We start from the raw sequence: 20,126 nt of genomic DNA, 5'->3' as shown, positions 1-20,126 counted from the left end.
AAAGGCTGATTTTTATAGCAGAATCTAGGCTTTTGGATTCTAGAATCTAGTTTTAGATTCTGGCGAGTTTTTAGATTCTGGCGCGAAAACCGCAAAAACATAAAAACCACGCAAACATCACAAAGGAGATATTATGAAAAATATGCCAAACAAAAATATATCACAAAACCTTACACCAGAAGAGGCGCTCGATGATAGCGCAATTTTGGGCGTGTATTCTCGCCAAAAAGTCGTGTTTGACAGAGGCGAGGGCGCGTATCTCTATGACACAGCAGGGCGGAAATATCTAGATTTTGGCGCGGGAATCGCGGTAAATGGGCTGGGCTATAACAACGCCGCGTTTAATGCCGCGCTAAAAGCGCAGATAGACAAACTTTTGCATATCTCAAACCTCTACTACAATGAGCCCGCCATACAAGCCGCGCGCAAGCTCACAAACGCATGCGGGCTGGATCGCGTATTTTTCACCAATAGCGGGGCGGAGGCGATGGAGGGCGCGCTAAAAGTCGCCAAAAAATACGCCTACCAAAAAGGCATCAAAAACCCCCAAATCATCGCTATGCGCGACTCATTCCATGGGCGCACGCTAGGCGCGCTATCAATCACGGGCAATGACGCTTATCAAAAGCCATTCAAACCGCTAATCCCCGGCGTGCGCTTTGCTAGGTTTAATGATCTAGCAAGTGTGGAGAATCTCATCACGCCAAAAACTTGCGCTATCGTGCTAGAGACGATACAAGGCGAAGGCGGCGTGACGCCCGCTAGCGAGGCGTTTTTGCGCGGTGTGAGGAAGCTTTGTGATAAACACGATGCGCTGCTTATCCTTGATGAGATACAATGTGGCATGGGGCGCAGCGGCAAGATGTTTGCATACCAGCACTATGGCGTGATGCCCGATGTCATCACCTCTGCCAAAGCGCTTGGCTGTGGCGTGCCGGTGGGTGCGTTTGTGCTAAGTGAGCGCGTAGCTAGCGCGTCGCTCACACCCGGCGATCATGGCAGCACCTATGGGGGCAATCCTTTCGTGTGCGCAGCGGTTAGCAAGGTGTTTGATCTTTTTGAGGAATTGCAGATTCTCGATAATGTCACCAAAATGAGCGCGCTACTTCAAAAAGAGCTGGAATCTATTTGCGCGCGCTATGATTTTTTGCTAGAAGTGCGTGGCAAAGGGCTTTTGCAAGGCGTGCAAGTGGATAAAAAAGCCAAAAATATCACACCAAAACAAATCATAGAATACGCGCGCGAAGCAGGGCTCATCATCCTCTCCGCCGGCGGCAACACCCTGCGCCTAGCCCCACCGCTCATCATCACGCAATCCCATATCGATGAAGCCTGCACGAAACTAAAAACAGCGCTTGGCAGGTTTTAATATCGATGAAGCCTACACGAAGCTAAAACCGCACTTGATAGATTTTAGGATTATAAAATCAAAGTAATATAAATAAAATAATACAAGGTGCAAAAATAGCGATAGAATCTAAATAGATAAAAACCCTCAATAAAACCGCGTTTTTATTATCTCTACAATTTTATCTTTCATAGATTCTAGTGCATTTTTTATATTTTTATTTTTTTCATCATCTAGCACGCTTTTATCGCTATTTGCACTATTTAGCACGCTAGATTTTACAAAGAGATTCTGTTTATTTTGGCGCGAGAATCCGCTCGTGCGAAATTTTTCAAACGCGCGCAGCACTTCATCAAGCGTTTTGGCATGCGTCATCAAGCCATTTTCTATCAAAAACATATCATGAAAAAGCAAAAGCGAGCGCGTAGAAATCGTAGGAATCCCCAAAAAACACGCCTCAAGATTCATCGTCCCCCCGCCGCCCAGCATCATATCCGCGCGCGCATACAGCTCAAGCGGGGGCAGCGGCTCCTCCAAAATCTCCACGCACGCATACGCGCCAAACTCGCGATGCAGATACTCGCGCTCATATCGCGGGATGATGAGGATCTGCGCCACATCCCGCCGCGCTAGCGCATGCACGCTCTCATACCAAAGGCTAAGCTTTTGCTTGACATAGTGCGCTTTGTATTCCTCCTCGCGCGCGATGATGAGGGGTTTTTGGGGTGATTTGGGCGGTTTTGTTTGCGCTTTAGATTCTCGCGCAGAATCTAGTTTTGACGCACTGGATTCTAGCGCGTTTTGCGCTTTGGATTTTGGCACAGAATCCACCAGCCACAGCGCAATATCGATAAAATCATACGCATACACATCGCGCATATCCAGCCCAAACGCGCTATAAACGCTGCTGGGGATGACAAAGGGGTGAAACACCAGCGATGAAAGCGGCAGCGTGAGGCGCGAAAGCAGCGTGATGTCGCGCGCGCTGAAGCGATGCCCGGCGAGCGGCGTGTCAGAAAAATGAATAACTGGGATGCCTAGCCCATAAGCGCACTGCGCGCCCTCCACGCTAGCGCCGGTCAAAAAGACTCTTGGCTTTATATTTAGGCTTGCAAAAAGTGTCAAAAACGCCTCTTGGCGCTGCATCCTCGCGCGAAGTTTACCCTCGAAACTGCCGCCGCCATAGCCGCCTACGCAGTGGATTTGGATGGTGTGGGTGGGGGTGGCGGGATTTGTGGTGTTTGCGGTGTTTGCATGGCTTGTGGATTTTGGGGCGCTTGTGGATTCTGTGTTGGAATTTGGTTTGTGCGTGCTAGATTCTGGAGTATTAGATTCTCGCGCGTTAGATTCTGGCGCGGGCTTTGCAGAATCTATTTGTAGCATTTCTAAGATATTGGCACATTCTTCATAGCCCTCGCTTTTTCGAGTCGTGATAAGCACATTATCAAGCGTCAAAAGCTTTGGCAAAAAGGCGTGGAAAAAAAGCGCGTATTTTGGGTCGGTGATGTCTATCCATATCATAGTTTTGCTTTGTGTGGTGTGGCTAGCGCGGGCTTTCTGGCGCTTGCGTTTGTTAATTTATGCGCGTTTTTGCGCGGGCTAGGTTCTGGCAGAATCTAGCAAGCCTCGCAAAATCTAGCAAAAATCTAGCAAAACTTGCAGAATATCGCAGAATCCAGCATCTCACAAAACCTCGCCAGCCTCGCGCAAATCTAGCGCAGTTTTAGCGCACTTAGCGCTTGATGATATAAGGCACGCCGCGTATTCCAGCACCGCCAAGCGCGGCGGAGATTTCCATAGTTTTTTGGATATTCACGCCATTATCGCTTTTGTAGGTTTTTTCAAACGCCTTTTTGAGATAGGCGATTTTTTGCTCGTTGGTTTTGGCTTCGCCTAGATGCGCGGCAAATGTGGCGGCTTTTTGCACGGAGTCTTGGCTTAGCGCGCCCACGATTAGCACTTTTAGGTTGGCTTCTTTGAGGTATTCATCGATTTTATCGACTTCTTGTTTGCAATAAGGGCAGTTGGTGTCAAGCACGATGTAGGTGGTTTTTTGGCTGTTTTTGCCAGCGATTTCTAGCACGATTTTGGCGTTTTGCTTGAAAATCTCTATGACTTTTTCATCAAGCTGCTGCTTGTTGTAGTCTTGGACTTTGCTAATAGCGGCGGCGAGATTGGCTTGAAACGCCGCATTATCCGCGATGATAGTATCTGGCGTCAAGCCGATAAGCACATCCCCGCCTTCATTTACCAAAAACGGAATCCAATACTTATCCTGCTCGATGATAGCGATGCTTAGCCCTTTGATACCAGAATCTTGCGTGGATATGATTTTGGCATCGTAGTTTTGCTTTTTTAGCGTGTCAAGGATTTTTTTGCTTTCAAGCGCATGGGCGAGATTGGCACAAAATAGCAAGGCTAGCAGGGTAGCAAAGGCTTTTTGCAAGGTGCTTTGCAAGACATTTTGCAAGGCGCTTTTTGGCGCACGCGTGTCTTTTGAAACGCCTATATTTTTTAAAGCGCTTGGCGCGTGTGTGGCTGATTTGACATAAGATGCAAATGCTGTTTTCATGATGCTCCTTTGTGAATGGTTGGATTTGGATTCTGGTTTGGCAAAAGCGCGCTAGATTCTAGCCCAGAATCCGTGCTTGCAGAATCTACCTAGAATCTACTTCGGCAAATCCGCCTTTAGTAAGCCCGAGCGCGCTAGATTCTAGTCCAGAATCTACTTCGCTGCCTGCGCCTGCCTAGCGTGCTTTAGATACCCTTGCGCAGCGAGCAGCTCGGCTATCTTTTTAAACACAGGCGCTGAAGTCTGCGAGCCATAGTAGTGCTGCCCGGATGAGCCAAAAGTGACGACGCCTATTATATAGACATTTTCGCTATCTTTGGCAAACCCAAAAAACGAGCCATTATAAGTCTCGCCATACCCGCCCGATGATGCGGCGATGCGCGCGGTGCCGGTTTTGCCGCCCACGATGAGCCCCTCTACTTTGGCAGCTTTGCCAGTGCCTGATTCTACGACTTTGATAAGCAGCTCTTCCATTTTTCGCGCGGTGGCGCTAGAGATAGCGGATTTGGGCGCTTGGAGATTGGGGACATGCACCGAGCCATCGGGCGCGATGAAGCTTTGCGTGATGTGTGGCGTGATGAGATAGCCACTATTGACAAACGCGCCATACGCGCGCAAAAGCTGCATAAAAGTCACGCGCACGCGATAGCCATACGACACAGACGCCTTCGCCGCGCTAGATTCTTGGCTAAACTCGCGCACAGAAGGGATGATGCCATTTTTTTCATAAGGCAGATCGATGCCTGTAAATTGCGCCAGCCCAAAGCCTTTGAGCCCATCATAAAACTCCTGCCCGCTAAGCAGCATGGAGAGCTTCACCATGCCTACATTGCTAGATTTTAGCAGCACATCCTCTATCGTGGGGTTTTTTGGCATGATGACATCATCGCGGATGATGTATTTTCCCACGCGATAATAGCCATCATTTAGATCGATAGGGCTTAGCGGATTTATAAGCTTTTTTTCCAAAAGCAGGGCATACACGAGCGGTTTTATGGTGCTTCCGGGCTCATAGGATTCTATAGCGCGGATTTTTAGGTTGGGATAGTCTTGCTTTTTTATGGATTTGGGATTGAAGCGATTGGAGGTCGCAAGCGCGATGATTTGGCCATTTTTGGGGTTTAGCACGCCTGCTATGACTTCTTCAGAGTCAAACTCCCTAATCGCATCATCCAAAATATCCTCCACCTTTTGCTGCAATTTCAAAGGCACGCCAAGCTGCACATCAAAGCCATCATAGCGCTTTTGGACGATAGAATTTTTGCCCTGAATGATGTTAAACCCTATATCGCGCCGGCCTCGCGTGATGCCATCGCTCGTAGGTTTCAAAACCTGCTCTCGATAGCCCTCGATGCCATTTGCTCCTGTCGGGATAGTAAGCTCGCCAGCTTGCTCTTTTTTGGTATAGCCAACAATTGGCTCTAGCAAATCTTTGTAAGGATACTCTCTATCCATACCGCTAACCTCGATGCTAAGCCCGATTTTCTGCACTGGCTTGCCATTTTCATCCTCGTATTCTTGGAAGACATTATAGGCTAGGAGTTTGGAGTTTAGTGCTTTGAGATTGGCGGCGACATTTGGGCTTATCGAATATGACAAAGTGGTGTATTTTGGCTGTGAGAGGGCGTTTTTGATGGTTGATTTTGGGATGCCGCTATAGATTTCTAGAAGCGTGATGAAAAAGTCTTTTTTTTGTGGGTCGATAGAGCGGGGATTGAAGCCTAGCTTATAGAGCTTTTTGCTTCTTGCTAGAGAATAGTTGTCTTTGGTTAGGATGCTGCCGCGCACCGCCACATCGGTTTTTGAGATGATGAGCGTTGGCATTTTGCGCGGGAGGATGATTTTGACATAAATGACGCTCAAAAATACGATAAAAAACAGCAGCAAAATAGCAAAAATAGCAAGGATTCTGCGCGATTTTTCCAATTGCATTATTTATGGGCTAGAATCTAGATTTGCGTTCTTAGGATTTCTTTGTATGCGCTTAGGGCTTTGTTGCGCACTTCTAGCATAAGCTTCATGCTTGTTTCTGCTTTGCCGATAGCAATCGCTGCTTGGTGCAGATCTTTTAGCTGTCCGCTTGCCATATCAGCCAGCGCTCTATCAGAAGTCTCTTGCACTTGGTTTAGTTCATTGATAGATTTTTTTAGTAGTTTGCTAAACTCGCCATCTTGCCCGCTTTGACTGCCTGCACCATTTATATTTGGTGCTTTGGCAGAAGTGGTTTGCAATGCTTGGCTTAAGCCTACTTTTTTGATTTCTTCCATTTTTGCTCCTAATCTCTCCGGTCATTCTAATGTCGCGCCCTAAATTCACGCCGCTTTAAAGCCTTTAAGTGAGCGGGCTAAAGCAGAATCTAAGCTCTGCCCTAAGTCTTTGCCGCAGAAATATTATCCTGCTATTATATCGATATTTTGTATATGTATTTTAGTTTTTTGTATTTATTGATGATTTTTTATGCTTGCATCATCAAAATCGCATTTCCAGCCATCGTCTTAGCGCTTTGAAACGCCGCTACATTCGCCTGATACGCCCTCGTCGCCTCGATGAGATCCGCCATTTCAATGACTGGATTGACATTTGGATATGCGACATAGCCTTCAGAGTTTGCATCCGGGTGTCCGGGCTCGTATTTCATCAGCGGCTCTCTATCATCGCGCACGATTTTATCCACATACACGCCCATGATAGCGGGCTTTGGGATTTTGCCGATGTCGCCTTCATTGAGCGGGTCTTCATAGCCGATGCCATTGGAGTTTTTGGCTAGCTTGTTATTTAGCATTTTGTTGAAGTCAAATGCTCTAAATGACACCATTTGCCTCCTATATGGCCCGCCCTCATCGGTGCGCGTGGTGTTGGCGTTGGCGATGTTGGCAGAGATGAGGTTTGCTCTCAAACGCTGTGATGAAAGCCCGTATCCGCTGATGTCAAAAGAGTTGAAAAAATTCATTTGGTTTCCTTTTGTTTGGATTTTTGTTGTTTGGTTTGTGCTTGGATTTTAGATTCTGCTACTTAGAATCTACCGCTTGGATTCTGGCGTTTAGATTCTGCGCCAGAATCTAAATTCTCACCTAGATATTTTTGCCCGCTTCGATAGCGTAGTTTAGTATGCCTTTGTGCTTTTTTAGCGCGGTGGTGAGCCCTTGATACACCACAGAGTTTTTCCCAAGCTCGGTAGTCTCGATATCCAAATCCACGCTATTGCCATCATTCCTCGCCAAATGCCCATCGCGAAAAAACATATCCGGCCTATGCACGATGCGCGCGGTGCGGTTAGATTCTAGGTTGAGATGCGTGGAGTGCGTTTGCGCGAGTGGCAGCACTTTTGGCTTGACATTATCCAGAATCTCTGCTTGCTCGATAGCCAATGCTTGGGTGAATTCTATATCGCGCGGGCGGTAAAAAGGCGTGTCTTGGTTGGCGATATTTCCCGCGATAAGATCCTGCCTCAAAGAGCGGTAATCAAGCGCTTTGTAGGCGAGAGAATAAACTTTGGATTCTACAGCAAATGAGATCATCGCACACTCCTTAAATCGATATTTGCAAAATCGATAATCTGCAAGACATCAAGGCGTTTTTAGGCTTCTTTGAAAGCTTTTGGGAAGGTTTTTTGGAAGCCCTCCAAAAGCTTGCCAAAGGCTTACTGGAGGCTCTTCGAAAACTTTTTGAAGTCCTTCTCCAGCGCTCTTTCAAGCCCCTTGATTTTCCATGCTTTATCTAGTGCGATATAAGCAATTTTGATTCCAAGGCCTCTAAAATCTCACCCCTACATATTAAAATTTATTACAAAAATATCAAAATAGAGAAGCAACATTTGGGCTCCGTAAAATCTAATAAAGCAGACATAGTATTACCTTTTTACACAGTTATAACTAATAGTTTAACAAAAAAGACTGAAATCAAGATGCCAATCGTTCAAAGACCCGTGTCCCAATTGTTTGGCTTTATGGTGCTTATAAAGCTAGCGACTTTTTGCTCTAAATTTTGTTGGGTAGAGTTGTTTTCTATCACCCAGTCGCTTGATTTTATTTTTTCATCTAGCGAGATTTGGGCGGCTATTCTTGCCTTTGCCTGCGCGGTGTCAAAGCCATTGCGCTGTTTTAGGCGCTGTATTTGCAAAGCCTCGCTAGAGGCGACACATAGCACGCCAAATGCTGGGTAGCGCGCCTTTCCGCCGCTTTCAAAAAATAGCGGAATATCCAAAAAATACCATTTGCCAAAGCCCTCTTGGATTCTCGCTTGGCGCATGATTTCAGCGTGGATTTTGGGGTGGGTTATGGATTCTAGGAGGGCGCGCTTTTGGCTATCGGCAAAGACGATTTCGCCTAGTGCTTTACGATTTATTTGTGGCGCTTTGCTGGCGGATTCTATGGCGGATTCTGGGGCGGAGTTTGTGGCAAAATCAGATTCTGCGCCAGAATCTAATCTAGAATCCACATTCCGCACGCGCTCACCAAAAGCATCGATGATTTCTTGCGCGCTAGATTCTAGCACATTATGCGCTATCTCATCCGCGCAGATGATGACAAAGCCCGCTTTTTTCAGCAGATTTGACACGCTGCTTTTGCCACAAGCGATGCCTCCGGTGATGGCTATGGCATGCTTTAGCATAGCTTTACACCATAAAACGCCGCGCTATAAGCACAGACGCACATCAAACAACAAGCGCGCGCCAAACAAAAAAACATCAAAATTGCGCGCGCTAGCCTCACTGCCAGCGCCAAACCCACTGCCGACACTAAGCACAGCCGCGTCAAGCCCACTCATAGCCTAGCCAAACGCGATAGATTCTACCCATGGTAATTTGGCGCTTCTTTGGTGATATCCACATCATGCACATGAGATTCTCGAAGCCCCGCAGATGTGATCTCGACAAACTCCGCGCGCTCCCAAAGACTCTGGATATCTTTTGTCCCAAGATAGCCCATACAGCTCCTAAGCCCGCCGACTAGCTGATGCAACACATCGCCGATTTTCCCGCGATATGGCACGCGCCCTTCGATGCCTTCTGGCACGAGTTTATCCTGCGCGGTGCCCTCTTGAAAATACCTATCCGAGCTGCCTTTTGTCATCGCGCCTATGCTTCCCATGCCGCGGTAGCTTTTGTATTGTCGCCCTTGGTAGAGCACAAGATCGCCCGGGCTCTCCTCTGTGCCTGCTAGCAGAGAGCCTATCATCACGCTAGAAGCGCCTACAGCTAGCGCTTTTGCGACATCACCGGAGTATTTTATCCCGCCATCAGCGATGATTGGCACGCCCATTTTGCTACCGACTTCAGCGCAGCCCTCGATAGCAGACACTTGAGGCATGCCCACGCCCGCGACGATGCGCGTGGTGCAGATACTGCCCGGTCCTATGCCTACTTTTACTGCATCAGCGCCAGCATTTATGAGATCTTGCGTCGCGCGCGCGGTGACGACATTTCCCACGATGATATCGATTTCAAAGCGGTTTTTGATGATTTCAAGCGTGGAGATGATGTTTTTGGAATGCCCATGCGCAGAATCCAGCACCAGACAATCCACACCCGCCTCGATAAGCGACTCCGCGCGATCGATCTGCCCAGCACCTATCGCAGCGCCCACGCGCAGGCGTCCTAGCTTGTCTTTGTTGGCGTTTGGGTATTCGATGCGTTTTTGTATGTCTTTTATGGTGATGAGCCCTTTTAGGACATTGTCTTTATCGACAATGGGGAGCTTTTCGATGCGGTGGTTATGCATGATTTGCTGCGCTTCTTCGAGACTCACGCCTTCGCGCGCGGTGACTAGAGGCATTTTTGTCATCACTTCGCCGATACTTCGGCTTAGATCTTTTTCAAACCGCATATCGCGATTTGTCAAAATCCCTATCAAAACGCCATTTTCATCCACCACTGGCACGCCAGAGATTTTGTAGTTATCTGTGATGACACAGGCATCAGCTAGCGAGCGGTTGGCTTGGATGTAGATAGGATCTTTTATTACGCCGCTTTCACTTTTTTTTACTTTAATGATTTGCTCGACTTGGTGAGCTGTTGGCATATTTTTGTGGATGATGCCTATGCCGCCATATCGCGCCATAGAGATTGCGGTGCGGTATTCTGTCACTGTATCCATCGCCGCGGAGACGAAGGGGATGTTTAGCGTGATGTTTTTTGTGAGTTTGGAGCTGGTATTTACTTCTTTGGGTAGGACTTCAGAATATGCTGGGACAAGTAGGATATCCTCGAAAGTTAGGGCTTTTTTGATATTTCGCATGTTTTCTCCTCATGAAGTGCTTGTAGCATGTGTCGTTAGCCTAGGGCGCAGCATTTTCAAACCAAAAGTGCATTCACTTTTGGAATTGTAGCAAGTTTAGGCAAAAAGCTTGCTAAATGCTAGGCAAACTCGCCTATCTCCCTCACCTATCCACCTCGCCTAACCACTTCGCCCATCTGCCCACACCCTACCTGCACCGCTTCTGCGCTATAAAAGTTTTAAGCTATTTTGGCTTATAATCGCGCACTTTATAAATCCAAATATAAACACCAGAATCCAAAGCCAAAGGATAGATGATGACAACCCTAAAGCAAGCATTGCTTCTACCAAAAGAGGAGCAAAAGGCGCTAAAATCCGCTATCGCCAAAAAGGTGCAAGAATCCAAAGACAACATCGAGCTAAACGCATATATCGACTTTTCTGATGATGGCTTTGATGGTGTGCCTATCCTTATAAAAGACAATATAAATGTAAAGGGCTGGGAAATCACCTGCGCTAGCAAGATTCTAAAAGGCTACATCGCCCCCTATGACGCCACTGCGGTGCAAAATTTACGCAAAAATGGCATGAGCGCTTTTGGGCGCGCGAATATGGATGAGTTTGCCATGGGAAGCACGACAGAATCTAGCTGCTATGGCAGGACAAAAAACCCCTGCGATGGCGCGCATGTGCCCGGCGGAAGCAGTGGCGGGAGCGCTGCGGCAGTGGCTGGCGGGCTAGCTATAGCTGCACTTGGCAGCGACACAGGCGGATCTATCCGCCAGCCTGCTGGGTATTGTGGCTGCGTGGGGCTCAAGCCCACCTATGGGCGCGTGAGCCGCTATGGGCTTGTGGCATATAGCTCTAGCCTCGATCAAATAGGACCAATCACACAAAATGTCGAGGACTGCGCGATACTGCTAGATGCGATAAGTGGCGCGGATAGTATGGATTCTACTTGCGCGCCATTAGCACCTTTGCAGACTTTTTCCAAGCTAGATAGAGAGAGAGGCTTTAAAATCGGCGTTTTAAATGATGCGCTAAAAGACGCCTCGCCAGAAATCGCCAAAACCTATGAAAACACGATAAAAGTCCTAGAATCTAGCGGACACAAAATCGTGCCAAAAAAGATGATAGACACAAGCCTTCATATCTCGACATACTACATCATCTGCACCGCAGAAGCCAGCAGCAACCTCGCGCGCTTTGATGGCGTGCGCTATGGCAACAGAGCAGAATCCACCTCGCTAAAAGATCTCTATCTCAAAACGCGCACGCAAGGCTTTGGCGATGAGGTGAAAAATCGGATTCTGCTAGGAAGCTTTGTGCTAAGTAGCGGGTATTATGATGCGTATTATCTCAAAGCGCAAAAAGTGCGCGCGATGATAAAAAAGCAGTATGAAGAGATTTTTGATGATGTGGATTTGATACTTTCACCCATAGCGCCCACCACCGCGCCCAAATTCCGCGCGACTCAAAGCCCGCTAGAGATGTATCTAAGCGATATTTATACTATCGGGGTAAATCTAGCCGGACTGCCAGCTATCTGCCTGCCAGTAGGCAAAAGCGGGAATCTGCCTATCGGCATGCAGCTCATCGGACGCGCGTTTGAAGAGCAAAGCGTGCTAGATGCGGCGTTTGGGCTAGAATCTGCGCTGAAGTAAAAGCAAAAGTCGCAAGCAAAAAGGCGAGCGAAAATAAAGGAGAGAGAATGCAAGAATCTAAAAGCACAAATAGCGCGAGCGTCGCTAATACCGACAATGTTGTCAATATCGCCAGCCTCGCCAATCTTAGCGGGCGCGCGTGGAAGTTTGCTGATAATATCGACACAGATGTGATAATCGCAGCGAGATACCTAAACACCAGCGATGAAAACGCGCTCGCCAAGCACATCATGGAGGATGCGCGCCCGGATTTTGCTAGTATCATCAAAAAGGGCGATTTCATCGTCGCAGGCGAGAATTTCGGCTGTGGCTCAAGCCGCGAGCACGCGCCTTTGGCGCTAAAGGCGGCTGGCATTGCTTGCGTGATAGCGCCAAGCTTTGCTAGGATCTTTTATCGCAATGCCTTTAACATGGGGCTTTTGATCCTAGAATGCGAGGATAGCAGCGTGATTGCAAGCATCGATGAGGGCGATATTTTGGAGGCGGATTTGGCGCAGGGCAAGGTGTTTAACCGCAGCAAAAATAGCGAGTTTGCCTTCAAGCCCATCCCTGCGTTTATGCTCGAGCTTTTGCAAAGCGGCGGACTCATCCAATACGCCAAAAAGCAGATATCTTAGATATTTTAACAGAAGATTTATAAGCATCTTACTTGGATCGTTTTTAGTCCAAGCCTAGCATATGGCAATTAAAACTAATAGGTTTTAGAAAGTCGCGCATCAAGTGTGCTGTGCAAAGCGCACAGGCGTGCGCCTAGCTTTTTACCATTAGATTTTTACTATTGGTTCTTTGCCATTAGTTCTTTCGCCATTAGCTTTTTGCCACCAGTCATTTGTCAGCCATTCGCTAGCCATTCACTAGCTTTTTACTAGCGGGAATACATTCCTAGCGATGCGTGCGAGCTCTTCTTTCATATTCGCGCATTGCACGATGAGTAGCCCCACGCCTGCTTTTTCATACTCTTTGATTTTCTTTGCCACTTGCTCTGGCGTGCCTATGAGCCTTGGGCGCAGTCCGCGGTTTGAGACGCTATACTCTTCTTTGCTTACCTCGACATTGAGGTTTGAGTTGCTAGTAAAGTCATCATATGAGTTAGCATAGTCATCGTAGTTTTTGATAGTCGTGATGCGCTTTAGCTCTGCCTGCGCCTCTTCCTCTGTGTCGCGCACGATCATATACACCGCCATGCCAAACCCCGCAAATGGTGCTAATCCAGCCTTTTCTCGACGCGCTTTCATATCATCTATCTTTTCGCGCGCCTCTTCTAGCGTGCCACCATGCAGCAGATATTTATCGGCAAACTGCGTTATCGCCGCGCGCCCTATCTCGCTTTCACCGCCCGCATAGATTAGCGGCTGTTTGGCAGGTTTTGGCTCATTATAGGAGTTTTCGAAGTGAAAATATTTGCCATCATAGCTAAAAGGGCTTTGACTCCAGAAACCTTTCAGCACTTCGGTGTATTCGCGCGTGAGCGTGTAGCGATCATCGTGCCCATCAAAGCTTATGCCATATTGGCGCGCTTCCTCTTCCCACCACGCGCTTACCATATTTATGCTAAATCGTCCATTGGCGATTTCTGCGATGGTGGTTATTTGTTTGGCGGTGAGCGCTACTTGGTGGTATTGCGGGCGGAGCGCGGCTAGAATCTCTATGCGCGAAGTTACCGCCACCAGCGCATTAGCGATAGCCCACGCATCAAGCACAGGGGCTTTGTGCCCTTTGATGTCATTTAGATAAAGCTCTGGGACCAAAGTCAAGTCATAGCCTAGATTCTCGGCATTTATCGCTAGGTCTTTGATGTATTCCCATGAGCATTTTGTCGTGTCATCATCGACATTCCTTAGCCAGCTTCCAAATACAGGACTCCAATATCCAAATTTCATTTTTGCTCCTTTTTAGGTTTGTGTTATCGTTTAGCGGATTTTGGCGTATTGCTCGCGCAAAAACTCCACCACTCTATCTGCTGCGCATTGCGCGCCCTTTTGGCGTAGGCTAGATTCTAGCGCGCCGTTGTAGTTGGTGTTGGTGTTGATGTCATACACGACTATTTCACCACTTTTAGATTCTATAAACTCGATGCCTGCGATTTGTATTTTTTGCGCTTTGAAAAATGTTTCTAGCTGTCTTATGAGGGGCGTGTCGCTGGTTATCTCTTCTCGCACGCGGAATTTATCCCCGCTGCCTACCTCACACGCCGCGCTGGCTAGCTCTGGCAGTCGCGCGCTAGAATTTAGCTTGCTAGAATCCAAATCGCCAGAATCCACCTTTTGCGCGCGCTCTATATCGCACGCATCCGCCGGGCATAGCTCAAACGCCCCGCCACTCGTATCCACGCGCACTGCGTAGTGAAACTTCGCATCGATAAACTCTGCGCGCGTGATAAAAGGCTCTTTGGAAGGGATGTATTCTTGCAAAAGTGTGATGCCATCAATTGGCTCTTCAAACGCGCTAGATTCTACATACTCTTTTAGCTCGCTGACACTTTCAAACCGCTTCACGCCTAAGCCCTTGCCGCCTTGGTTATGTTTGGTGATAAAAGGCGTGCCAAAGCGGGATTCTATCTCTTTGGCGGCGCTTATTATCTCATCTTTGCCAAAAGCGGCTATCGTCTTTGGCGTGCGGAATCCCGCGCGACTTAGCGCTAGATATTGGCGCACTTTGCTTACTTCTAGCTCTAGCACGCTTGAGCCATTTATTACGCAGCGCCCATAGGATTCTAGCCATGAGAGAAGCGCGCGCCCATATTCTTTGGAAAAGGCATGATCGCGCGTGTGGCTAGAAGCACTAAGTCTGCTCCAAAACACCCCCTCTGGCGGCGCAGAATCTAAATCGATGCTGCCTTTTGTCAAGTCGATTTCACCAAAAGCTACTTCGCTGGATTCTGCCTTATTGGCTGCGTTATTAGATTCTGCGCCACTAGATTCTATTCCACTTATACCAGCGCGTGCAAAAGCCTCTTTGAAAGGCGGAATCCACTCGCTATTTTCATGTATGATATAGATCCCTTTTTTGAGATTGTTGTAGAGTTGAGATTTGTTAGATGACATATTCATTCTCCTTTTTGCCTTTGATTCTGCCGGTGCCGGCGAAATCGTTTATCGTGGATTTCGCGCCACCTACGCGATAGCGCGCGCCGATATGCTCGCTTCCTAGCCTATCGCCTTTGCCAAATAGCTTGTGGCGCAGGCTGCCTTGCGTGTAGCTTTGCTTATACACGCCGCGCTTTTGCAGCTCTGGCACGATAAACTCCACCACATCGCTAAATGTCCCCGGTGTCGTGGCATAGGCTAGGTTGAACCCATCCGCATCAGAATACGCGATGACTTCTTGCAGTGTGTCTGCTACTTGCGCGGGACTGCCGACAAATTTTGGTCCTTGGCAACCAACACCTGTTAGCTTTATAAGATCGCGCAGTGTCCAGACTCTGCCATCATCGGTGGTGGAGTTGCTTAGCGCTTCTACTTGCGCGACCATCGCGTTTGATTTGATATTGCTTAGCGGGTCATCTAGCTCATATCGGCTCAAATCCACGCCCAGCCAGCCAGAATTTATCACCAAAGAGCCCTCTACGCTTGCATATTTTAGCAAATCATTGTATTTCGCCTGCGCTAGATTCTGCGTCTCATCAGTGATTATCGTGGCTAGCAAGTAGATTTTGGCACTATATGGATCTCTGCCGGCTGCCACTAGCGCATCGCGCACTTGTTTTACTGCGACTTTGGCGTATTCTTTGGTGGGTGGCGCGATGAAAATCGCCTCCGCATGCGTCGCAGCAAACTTACGCCCGCGCGGCGAGTTGCCCGCTTGGAAAAGCACGGGCGTGCGCTGGGGGCTTGGCTCGCAGACATGGATTCCGGGCACATCGAAATATTTGCCATGATGGCCTATGTGGTGGATTTTGCTAGGATTGGCAAAATCGCCCGTTTTCCTATCCAAAATCACCGCATCATCCTCCCAGCTACCCTCCAGCAGCTTATAAATCACCTCCATATACTCATCCGCTAGCTCATAGCGCTCATCATGCGGCAGCTCGCTAGCGCCCATGTTTTTGTTGGCGCTTGGGAGGTAGCCTGTGACGATATTCCAGCCCACGCGCCCTTTGGTGAGATGATCTAGCGTGCTAAGCCGACGCGCGAAAGGAAAAGGATGCTCAAAAGGCACACCCGCTGTCACGCCAAAGCCTATGTGCTTCGTCACCGCAGCGCCGATGACAGCGAGCTGTGTGGGGTCATTTACCGGCACTTGGAGCGCTGTTTTTAGCGCGCCTATGTCATTGCCACCATAGATATCATACACGCCCAAAACATCCGCGATAAACACCGCATCAAAGAGCCCTTTCTCCGCGATTTTGGCGATATTTTGCCAATACTCGATATCTTTGTATTTGAGCGCCTCATCGCCCGGATAGCGCCAAAGCCCCGGGCTCAAATGCGATATACAATTCATCTCAAACGCATTAAAGCTGATTTGTTTTTGATTTTTACCCATTTGGATTCTCCTTTTTGGTTGATGCCAGAATCGCAAAGAATCCTAGAGTCCCAAGAATTCTGAAGAGTTCCCAAGAATTCCTAAGAATCCCTAGAATCTAGGCTAGAATCTGGCTTGCATTTGGGCGTCGCGCCCACTTAAGTCTTGTAAAATATGCTGGCATTGTAGCAATTTTTTGTATAAACACAATATGTGTTTGCAAATTTTTGCAAAAATTTTGCTGGTGTGTTACTTTTAAACACATATTGTGTTTGCTGATTTTTAGATTCTGGGTTTGAGAAGTCAAAAATTTGCCAATGCGCGAAATATTTAGATTCTGCCTTGTGATTTGGATATAATACGCGCTTCACAAATAACCAAATAAAGGAAAAAAATGAGCGAATCAAGCATAAAAGCGCGCCTAAGCGCTGATCTAAAAGAAGCAATGAAGGCAAAAGATGAGTTTCTGCGCGATACGATACGCATGCTAAATGCGGCGATAAAGCAAGTCGAAGTCGATACGCGCGAGGTGCTAGATGATGCCAAAGTCATCAAAATCCTAAAAACCGCCTACAAACAGCGCCAAGACGCCGCAGAATCCTACAAAGAAGCCGGGCGCGCGGATCTTTTTGAGCGCGAGAGCAAGGAGATGGAAGTCATTTTGCGCTATCTGCCACAGCAGCTAAGCGATGCCGAGCTAGAATCTAAACTCAAAGAAATCATCGCGCAAGTGGGCGCGAGTAGCCCCAAAGACATGGGCAAAGTGATGGGCGCTAGCAAGGCGCTAAGCGAAGTCGCCGATGGACGCAGAATCTCTGAAATGGTGAAAACGCTGCTAAATCAGCTGGGCTAGAAGGCGCAAACAATGAATCCGCGCGCAAGGAATACGCGCCCAGCAAACGCGCGCCAAATGAATGCCCGCCCGATAAACACGGGGCAAAACAAATCGCACCCAGCAGGCGCGGGGCAAACCAATGCTGGCAAAGTGCATAAAAGGGCGTTTGATATGGATGCGGCGGCTAAAGCGGCCAAAGCGGCTAAGTCAATGGCTGGCGCGGCGCGAGATTTAGATTCTGCGGGCGCGGATTCTAGGGTAAGCGCGGATTCTAGGAGCGTAGATTCTAGAGCAGGCGCAAAATCTAGTTTAGATTCTAGGATGCCAAAATCTAGCAAAAATACATCAGAATCCAAATCGCGCACGCCACATAAATCGCAATCTCACAAATCACAAATGCCTTATAAATCAAGCGAGTCGCGCGCCACATCGCCAAAACATACAAATCCCACAAAGCAAAATCCTCGCCAAAATAATAGCGCGCAAGGCATACCAATAGGCATAATAAGCGCGCTAGAAATCGCCAGATTTAGCGACCATGGCGCGTATCTCATAATGCCAAAAGCGCAAAATATCGCAGAATCTAAAATTTTAAACGCAGACTTTTTGGATGCTAGCGTTTTGGATTCTGGCAAAAAAGATTCTAGCGCAAACGCGCGCGCCGCCAAATCCCGCGCATCAGAATCCCGCGTATTTTTAAAAAACGCCATTCCAAACTTCGCCAGCCACCAAATCACCGAAGTTTTGCTGCCGCAGAAATTTTGCACGCCACAAATGCAAGTGGGCGACATCGTGCCAGCTTTTGTCTATACCGACTCGCTCGATCGCCCTGTGGCTACGACGCAGACGCCCTTTGCCACGCTTGGCGAGCTGGCGTTTTTGCGCGTGGTAAGCATAGCTAGCAATGGCTTGTTTTTGGATCTTGGGATTGACAAAGATATTTTTATGCCTAGCAAAAACGCGCAGAAATATGCGCCAGAATCCACTACACTAGAATCCGCCTCGCTAGATTCTAGTGTAGATTCTGCTCCCAAAATCGCGGTATATATTAGCCTTGATAAATCCGGGCGCCTCATCGCCAAACGCGGCATCAAAGAGGCACTAGCGCCCTACAAAATAGCGCATGAGGGCAAAGCGCAAGCACAGCGGGGCAAAAAGGTAAAAATCCTGCCCTATGAAGTAAGCCCGCTTGGCGTGTCTTGCGTGGTGGAAGGGCGGTATTATGGCTTGATATACGCCACCGACAGCAAGTGCGCGCAAAACACGCTAGATATAAGCCACTTCGGCTTAGAGATAGGCAAAGAGGGCGTCGCGTTTATCCAAAAAGTGCGCGAAGATGGCAGGCTAGATTTGACATTGCGAAGTGCTAGCAGTGCCAAAAGTGATGCGCAAAAGATTCTAGAGCGCTTGCGAGAAAATGGCGGGCGGCTTGGCGTGCATTATGACTCCAGCCCAGAATCCATAAACGCGCTTTTTGGCATCAGCAAAAAGGCACTCAAACGCGCCCTAACCGAGCTCCTCAAAGCACAAAAAATCACCCTAATCCCACAAAAAGAGATTATCCTAAAATAATTTTTTAACAAAAGCTTTGAATTTTGCAATCTTTGCAGATTTGTATTTGTGAAATATGTCAAAAAATATATGCGCAATTAGGGGGAAGGTGCGCAAGGGGTAATATGCACACAAAATTAACGCAAATAGGTAAATACCAACATTGCAAGCAAGATCAAAAGTGCTTGGCTAGCCCAAAAGCTAGCCAAGCTTAAAGCGCGCGCAAAAGTAAAGCAACCCAAGTTAAACTAAACTAGAGCAAGGCAGCCTAAATCAAAGCAAATAAAAGTAAGGCGCCCTAAATCAAATTGAATCAAAGCAAGGCAAAATTAAATTAAAGCCGAGCCGAGCCAAGCCAAAACCAATCCAATCTAGAATCAAAGCCAAATCCAATCCAGAATTAAAGCCAAATCCAAGCAAACCCAACTAAGCCAAATCAAATTAAATAGGCAGCACGCGGATTTTGGGATCTAGCCTTTCTTGCAGCACTTGCTCTATGGCAAAAAGCGTGCCAGTGCTCGCACTCGCGCATCCATCGCACGCGCCCATATAGCGGATGTAGATATCGATAAAGCCATCGCTTGTGTCCTTGATATCCAAAATCTCCATATCCCCGCCATCCATCATAAGCATCGGGCGCACGGTCTCATCGATAGTTTTATCCACAAGCTTTACCTTTTGCACCATCGTCATTTCAGCAAAGCTCGCTTCCCCGCTGCTTTGCTTTTCTAGCTTGCTTTTTAGATTCTGCGCGTCTATCTCTGCGCGCACATCAGCCAAAATATCAACTAGATAATACTCTCTTTGCTCGTGACCGCCGGGCTTCACGCAGCTTTTGCAAAACGCGCCCGCTTTGGTGTATTGTGTGATTTCCTCGACACTTTTTAGGTCATTTAGCTTTATCACTTCTTTTATGGTAGAGAGGCTCACGCGCGCGCATTCGCACACGATGATTTCATCTTCAAAATCTTCAGCACTTTTGCCTAGATACATCCCGGCTGCTTTTTTGATGACATCATACGCCATGACAGAGCAGTGCATTTTTTGCCCCGGCACCGCTGGGGTGTCTGGGTCATCGCGCAGGGCGTGCTCTACATCAAGGTTTGTGATTTTTACCGCTTCTTGCACGGTTTTGCCAAGGCAGAGTTCTACCATCATATCGCTACTAGCGATAGCCGTCCCACAGCCAAAGCTTTTGAATTTCGCATCGATGATTTTGTCATTTGCATCCACCAGCCAATACAGCCGCACCGCATCGCCGCAAGATTCTGCGCCATAATCGGCTACGATGAGCTTCGCGCCCTTTTCATCGGCTTGGGCTTGCGTGATGACGCCTAGATGCGTGGGATTATCCATCCTATCTGCTACTTTTTTGCTATAAGCGTCCCAGAGGGCGCCTCCTATGAGTTCGTTTTTTGCCATTATTTTATCCTTTTTGTTGTCGTTGTTTGTGTTTGTCGCACCTTATTTGCGTCAA

Annotated in this window: 20 protein-coding genes; 6 read left to right on the top strand and 14 right to left on the bottom strand. The window is 47.9% G+C overall.

Going from position 1 to position 20,126, the window contains the following annotated elements:
* Nucleotides 1–142 precede the first annotated feature (142 nt).
* On the top strand, nucleotides 143–1,369 hold the full coding sequence (locus BKN38_RS00925) for an aspartate aminotransferase family protein (RefSeq protein ID WP_066456149.1): 1,227 nt from the start codon (nucleotides 143–145) through the stop codon (nucleotides 1,367–1,369).
* 126 nt (nucleotides 1,370–1,495) lie between these two features.
* On the opposite strand, the gene BKN38_RS00920 is transcribed toward BKN38_RS00925, so the two are convergent.
* Nucleotides 1,496–2,869 (bottom strand): DUF354 domain-containing protein, encoded by a 1,374-nt coding sequence (locus tag BKN38_RS00920; RefSeq protein WP_070957646.1) that lies wholly within the window; start codon nucleotides 2,867–2,869, stop codon nucleotides 1,496–1,498.
* Nucleotides 2,870–2,928: 59 nt separating this feature from the next.
* Between BKN38_RS00920 and BKN38_RS10880 the strand changes: the two genes are divergently transcribed.
* Nucleotides 2,929–3,075, top strand: coding sequence for a hypothetical protein (locus tag BKN38_RS10880; RefSeq protein ID WP_156528128.1), 147 nt, complete (start codon nucleotides 2,929–2,931; stop codon nucleotides 3,073–3,075).
* Between the two features lie 5 nt (nucleotides 3,076–3,080).
* Here the strand turns inward: BKN38_RS10880 and BKN38_RS00915 are convergent, their stop codons facing one another.
* The 8 genes from BKN38_RS00915 to guaB all read right to left on the bottom strand — a co-directional run bounded on the left by BKN38_RS00915 (nucleotide 3,081) and on the right by guaB (nucleotide 10,156).
* Nucleotides 3,081–3,920, bottom strand: coding sequence for a hypothetical protein (locus tag BKN38_RS00915; RefSeq protein WP_066454717.1), 840 nt, complete (start codon nucleotides 3,918–3,920; stop codon nucleotides 3,081–3,083).
* Between the two features lie 153 nt (nucleotides 3,921–4,073).
* Entirely contained in the window at nucleotides 4,074–5,852 is a 1,779-nt protein-coding gene (locus tag BKN38_RS00910; RefSeq protein WP_066454715.1) for a penicillin-binding protein 2, read from the bottom strand.
* Between the two features lie 17 nt (nucleotides 5,853–5,869).
* Nucleotides 5,870–6,187 carry a flagellar hook-basal body complex protein FliE gene (gene fliE / locus BKN38_RS00905; RefSeq protein WP_082942484.1) on the bottom strand — a complete coding sequence of 106 codons (318 nt, stop codon included), beginning with the start codon at nucleotides 6,185–6,187 and terminating at the stop codon, nucleotides 5,870–5,872.
* 188 nt (nucleotides 6,188–6,375) lie between these two features.
* Nucleotides 6,376–6,870, bottom strand: coding sequence for a flagellar basal body rod protein FlgC (gene flgC / locus BKN38_RS00900; RefSeq protein WP_066454707.1), 495 nt, complete (start codon nucleotides 6,868–6,870; stop codon nucleotides 6,376–6,378).
* 121 nt (nucleotides 6,871–6,991) lie between these two features.
* Nucleotides 6,992–7,438, bottom strand: a complete 447-nt coding sequence (gene flgB, locus BKN38_RS00895) for a flagellar basal body rod protein FlgB (protein WP_066454702.1) — start codon at nucleotides 7,436–7,438, stop codon at nucleotides 6,992–6,994.
* A 397-nt stretch (nucleotides 7,439–7,835) separates the two neighbouring features.
* The gene (gene coaE, locus BKN38_RS00890; protein ID WP_066454700.1) at nucleotides 7,836–8,531 is read right to left on the bottom strand and encodes a dephospho-CoA kinase; all 696 of its coding nucleotides are present in this window, start codon (nucleotides 8,529–8,531) and stop codon (nucleotides 7,836–7,838) included.
* A 24-nt stretch (nucleotides 8,532–8,555) separates the two neighbouring features.
* Nucleotides 8,556–8,687, bottom strand: coding sequence for a hypothetical protein (locus tag BKN38_RS11575; protein WP_256325502.1), 132 nt, complete (start codon nucleotides 8,685–8,687; stop codon nucleotides 8,556–8,558).
* 23 nt (nucleotides 8,688–8,710) lie between these two features.
* Complete coding sequence (gene guaB / locus BKN38_RS00885; protein ID WP_066454698.1) at nucleotides 8,711–10,156, bottom strand: IMP dehydrogenase; 1,446 nt, start codon at nucleotides 10,154–10,156, stop codon at nucleotides 8,711–8,713.
* A 296-nt stretch (nucleotides 10,157–10,452) separates the two neighbouring features.
* Between guaB and gatA the strand changes: the two genes are divergently transcribed.
* Nucleotides 10,453–11,799 (top strand): Asp-tRNA(Asn)/Glu-tRNA(Gln) amidotransferase subunit GatA, encoded by a 1,347-nt coding sequence (gatA, locus tag BKN38_RS00880; protein WP_066454695.1) that lies wholly within the window; start codon nucleotides 10,453–10,455, stop codon nucleotides 11,797–11,799.
* A 47-nt stretch (nucleotides 11,800–11,846) separates the two neighbouring features.
* Nucleotides 11,847–12,416, top strand: coding sequence for a 3-isopropylmalate dehydratase small subunit (locus tag BKN38_RS00875; protein ID WP_082942483.1), 570 nt, complete (start codon nucleotides 11,847–11,849; stop codon nucleotides 12,414–12,416).
* A 237-nt stretch (nucleotides 12,417–12,653) separates the two neighbouring features.
* Here the strand turns inward: BKN38_RS00875 and BKN38_RS00870 are convergent, their stop codons facing one another.
* From BKN38_RS00870 to BKN38_RS00855, 4 genes are all read right to left on the bottom strand, one after another.
* Nucleotides 12,654–13,679 (bottom strand): LLM class flavin-dependent oxidoreductase, encoded by a 1,026-nt coding sequence (locus tag BKN38_RS00870; RefSeq protein ID WP_066454691.1) that lies wholly within the window; start codon nucleotides 13,677–13,679, stop codon nucleotides 12,654–12,656.
* Nucleotides 13,680–13,709: 30 nt separating this feature from the next.
* Nucleotides 13,710–14,843, bottom strand: coding sequence for a RimK family alpha-L-glutamate ligase (locus BKN38_RS00865; RefSeq protein ID WP_066454688.1), 1,134 nt, complete (start codon nucleotides 14,841–14,843; stop codon nucleotides 13,710–13,712).
* The gene (locus BKN38_RS00860; RefSeq protein WP_066454686.1) at nucleotides 14,833–16,284 is read right to left on the bottom strand and encodes an LLM class flavin-dependent oxidoreductase; all 1,452 of its coding nucleotides are present in this window, start codon (nucleotides 16,282–16,284) and stop codon (nucleotides 14,833–14,835) included. Before BKN38_RS00860 ends, BKN38_RS00865 begins: the two co-directional genes overlap by 11 nt.
* 137 nt (nucleotides 16,285–16,421) lie before the next feature.
* Nucleotides 16,422–16,634, bottom strand: coding sequence for a hypothetical protein (locus BKN38_RS00855; protein ID WP_066454684.1), 213 nt, complete (start codon nucleotides 16,632–16,634; stop codon nucleotides 16,422–16,424).
* Nucleotides 16,635–16,657: 23 nt separating this feature from the next.
* Here BKN38_RS00855 and BKN38_RS00850 point away from each other — a divergent pair, with 23 nt between their 5' ends.
* The gene (locus BKN38_RS00850; protein WP_066454682.1) at nucleotides 16,658–17,116 is read left to right on the top strand and encodes a GatB/YqeY domain-containing protein; all 459 of its coding nucleotides are present in this window, start codon (nucleotides 16,658–16,660) and stop codon (nucleotides 17,114–17,116) included.
* 12 nt (nucleotides 17,117–17,128) lie between these two features.
* Nucleotides 17,129–18,670, top strand: a complete 1,542-nt coding sequence (locus tag BKN38_RS00845; RefSeq protein WP_066454679.1) for a S1 RNA-binding domain-containing protein — start codon at nucleotides 17,129–17,131, stop codon at nucleotides 18,668–18,670.
* Nucleotides 18,671–19,090: 420 nt separating this feature from the next.
* Here BKN38_RS00845 and BKN38_RS00840 read toward each other — a convergent pair whose 3' ends face one another.
* Nucleotides 19,091–20,071, bottom strand: a complete 981-nt coding sequence (locus BKN38_RS00840; protein WP_066454677.1) for an iron-sulfur cluster assembly scaffold protein — start codon at nucleotides 20,069–20,071, stop codon at nucleotides 19,091–19,093.
* Nucleotides 20,072–20,126: the final 55 nt, after the last annotated feature.

The organism is Helicobacter sp. CLO-3 (genome assembly GCF_001854545.1).
Taxonomy (GTDB): Bacteria; Campylobacterota; Campylobacteria; order Campylobacterales; family Helicobacteraceae; genus Helicobacter_B.
The sequence above is the reverse complement of the archived record's forward strand: the minus strand, read 5'-3'. Positions and strand labels throughout refer to the sequence as shown.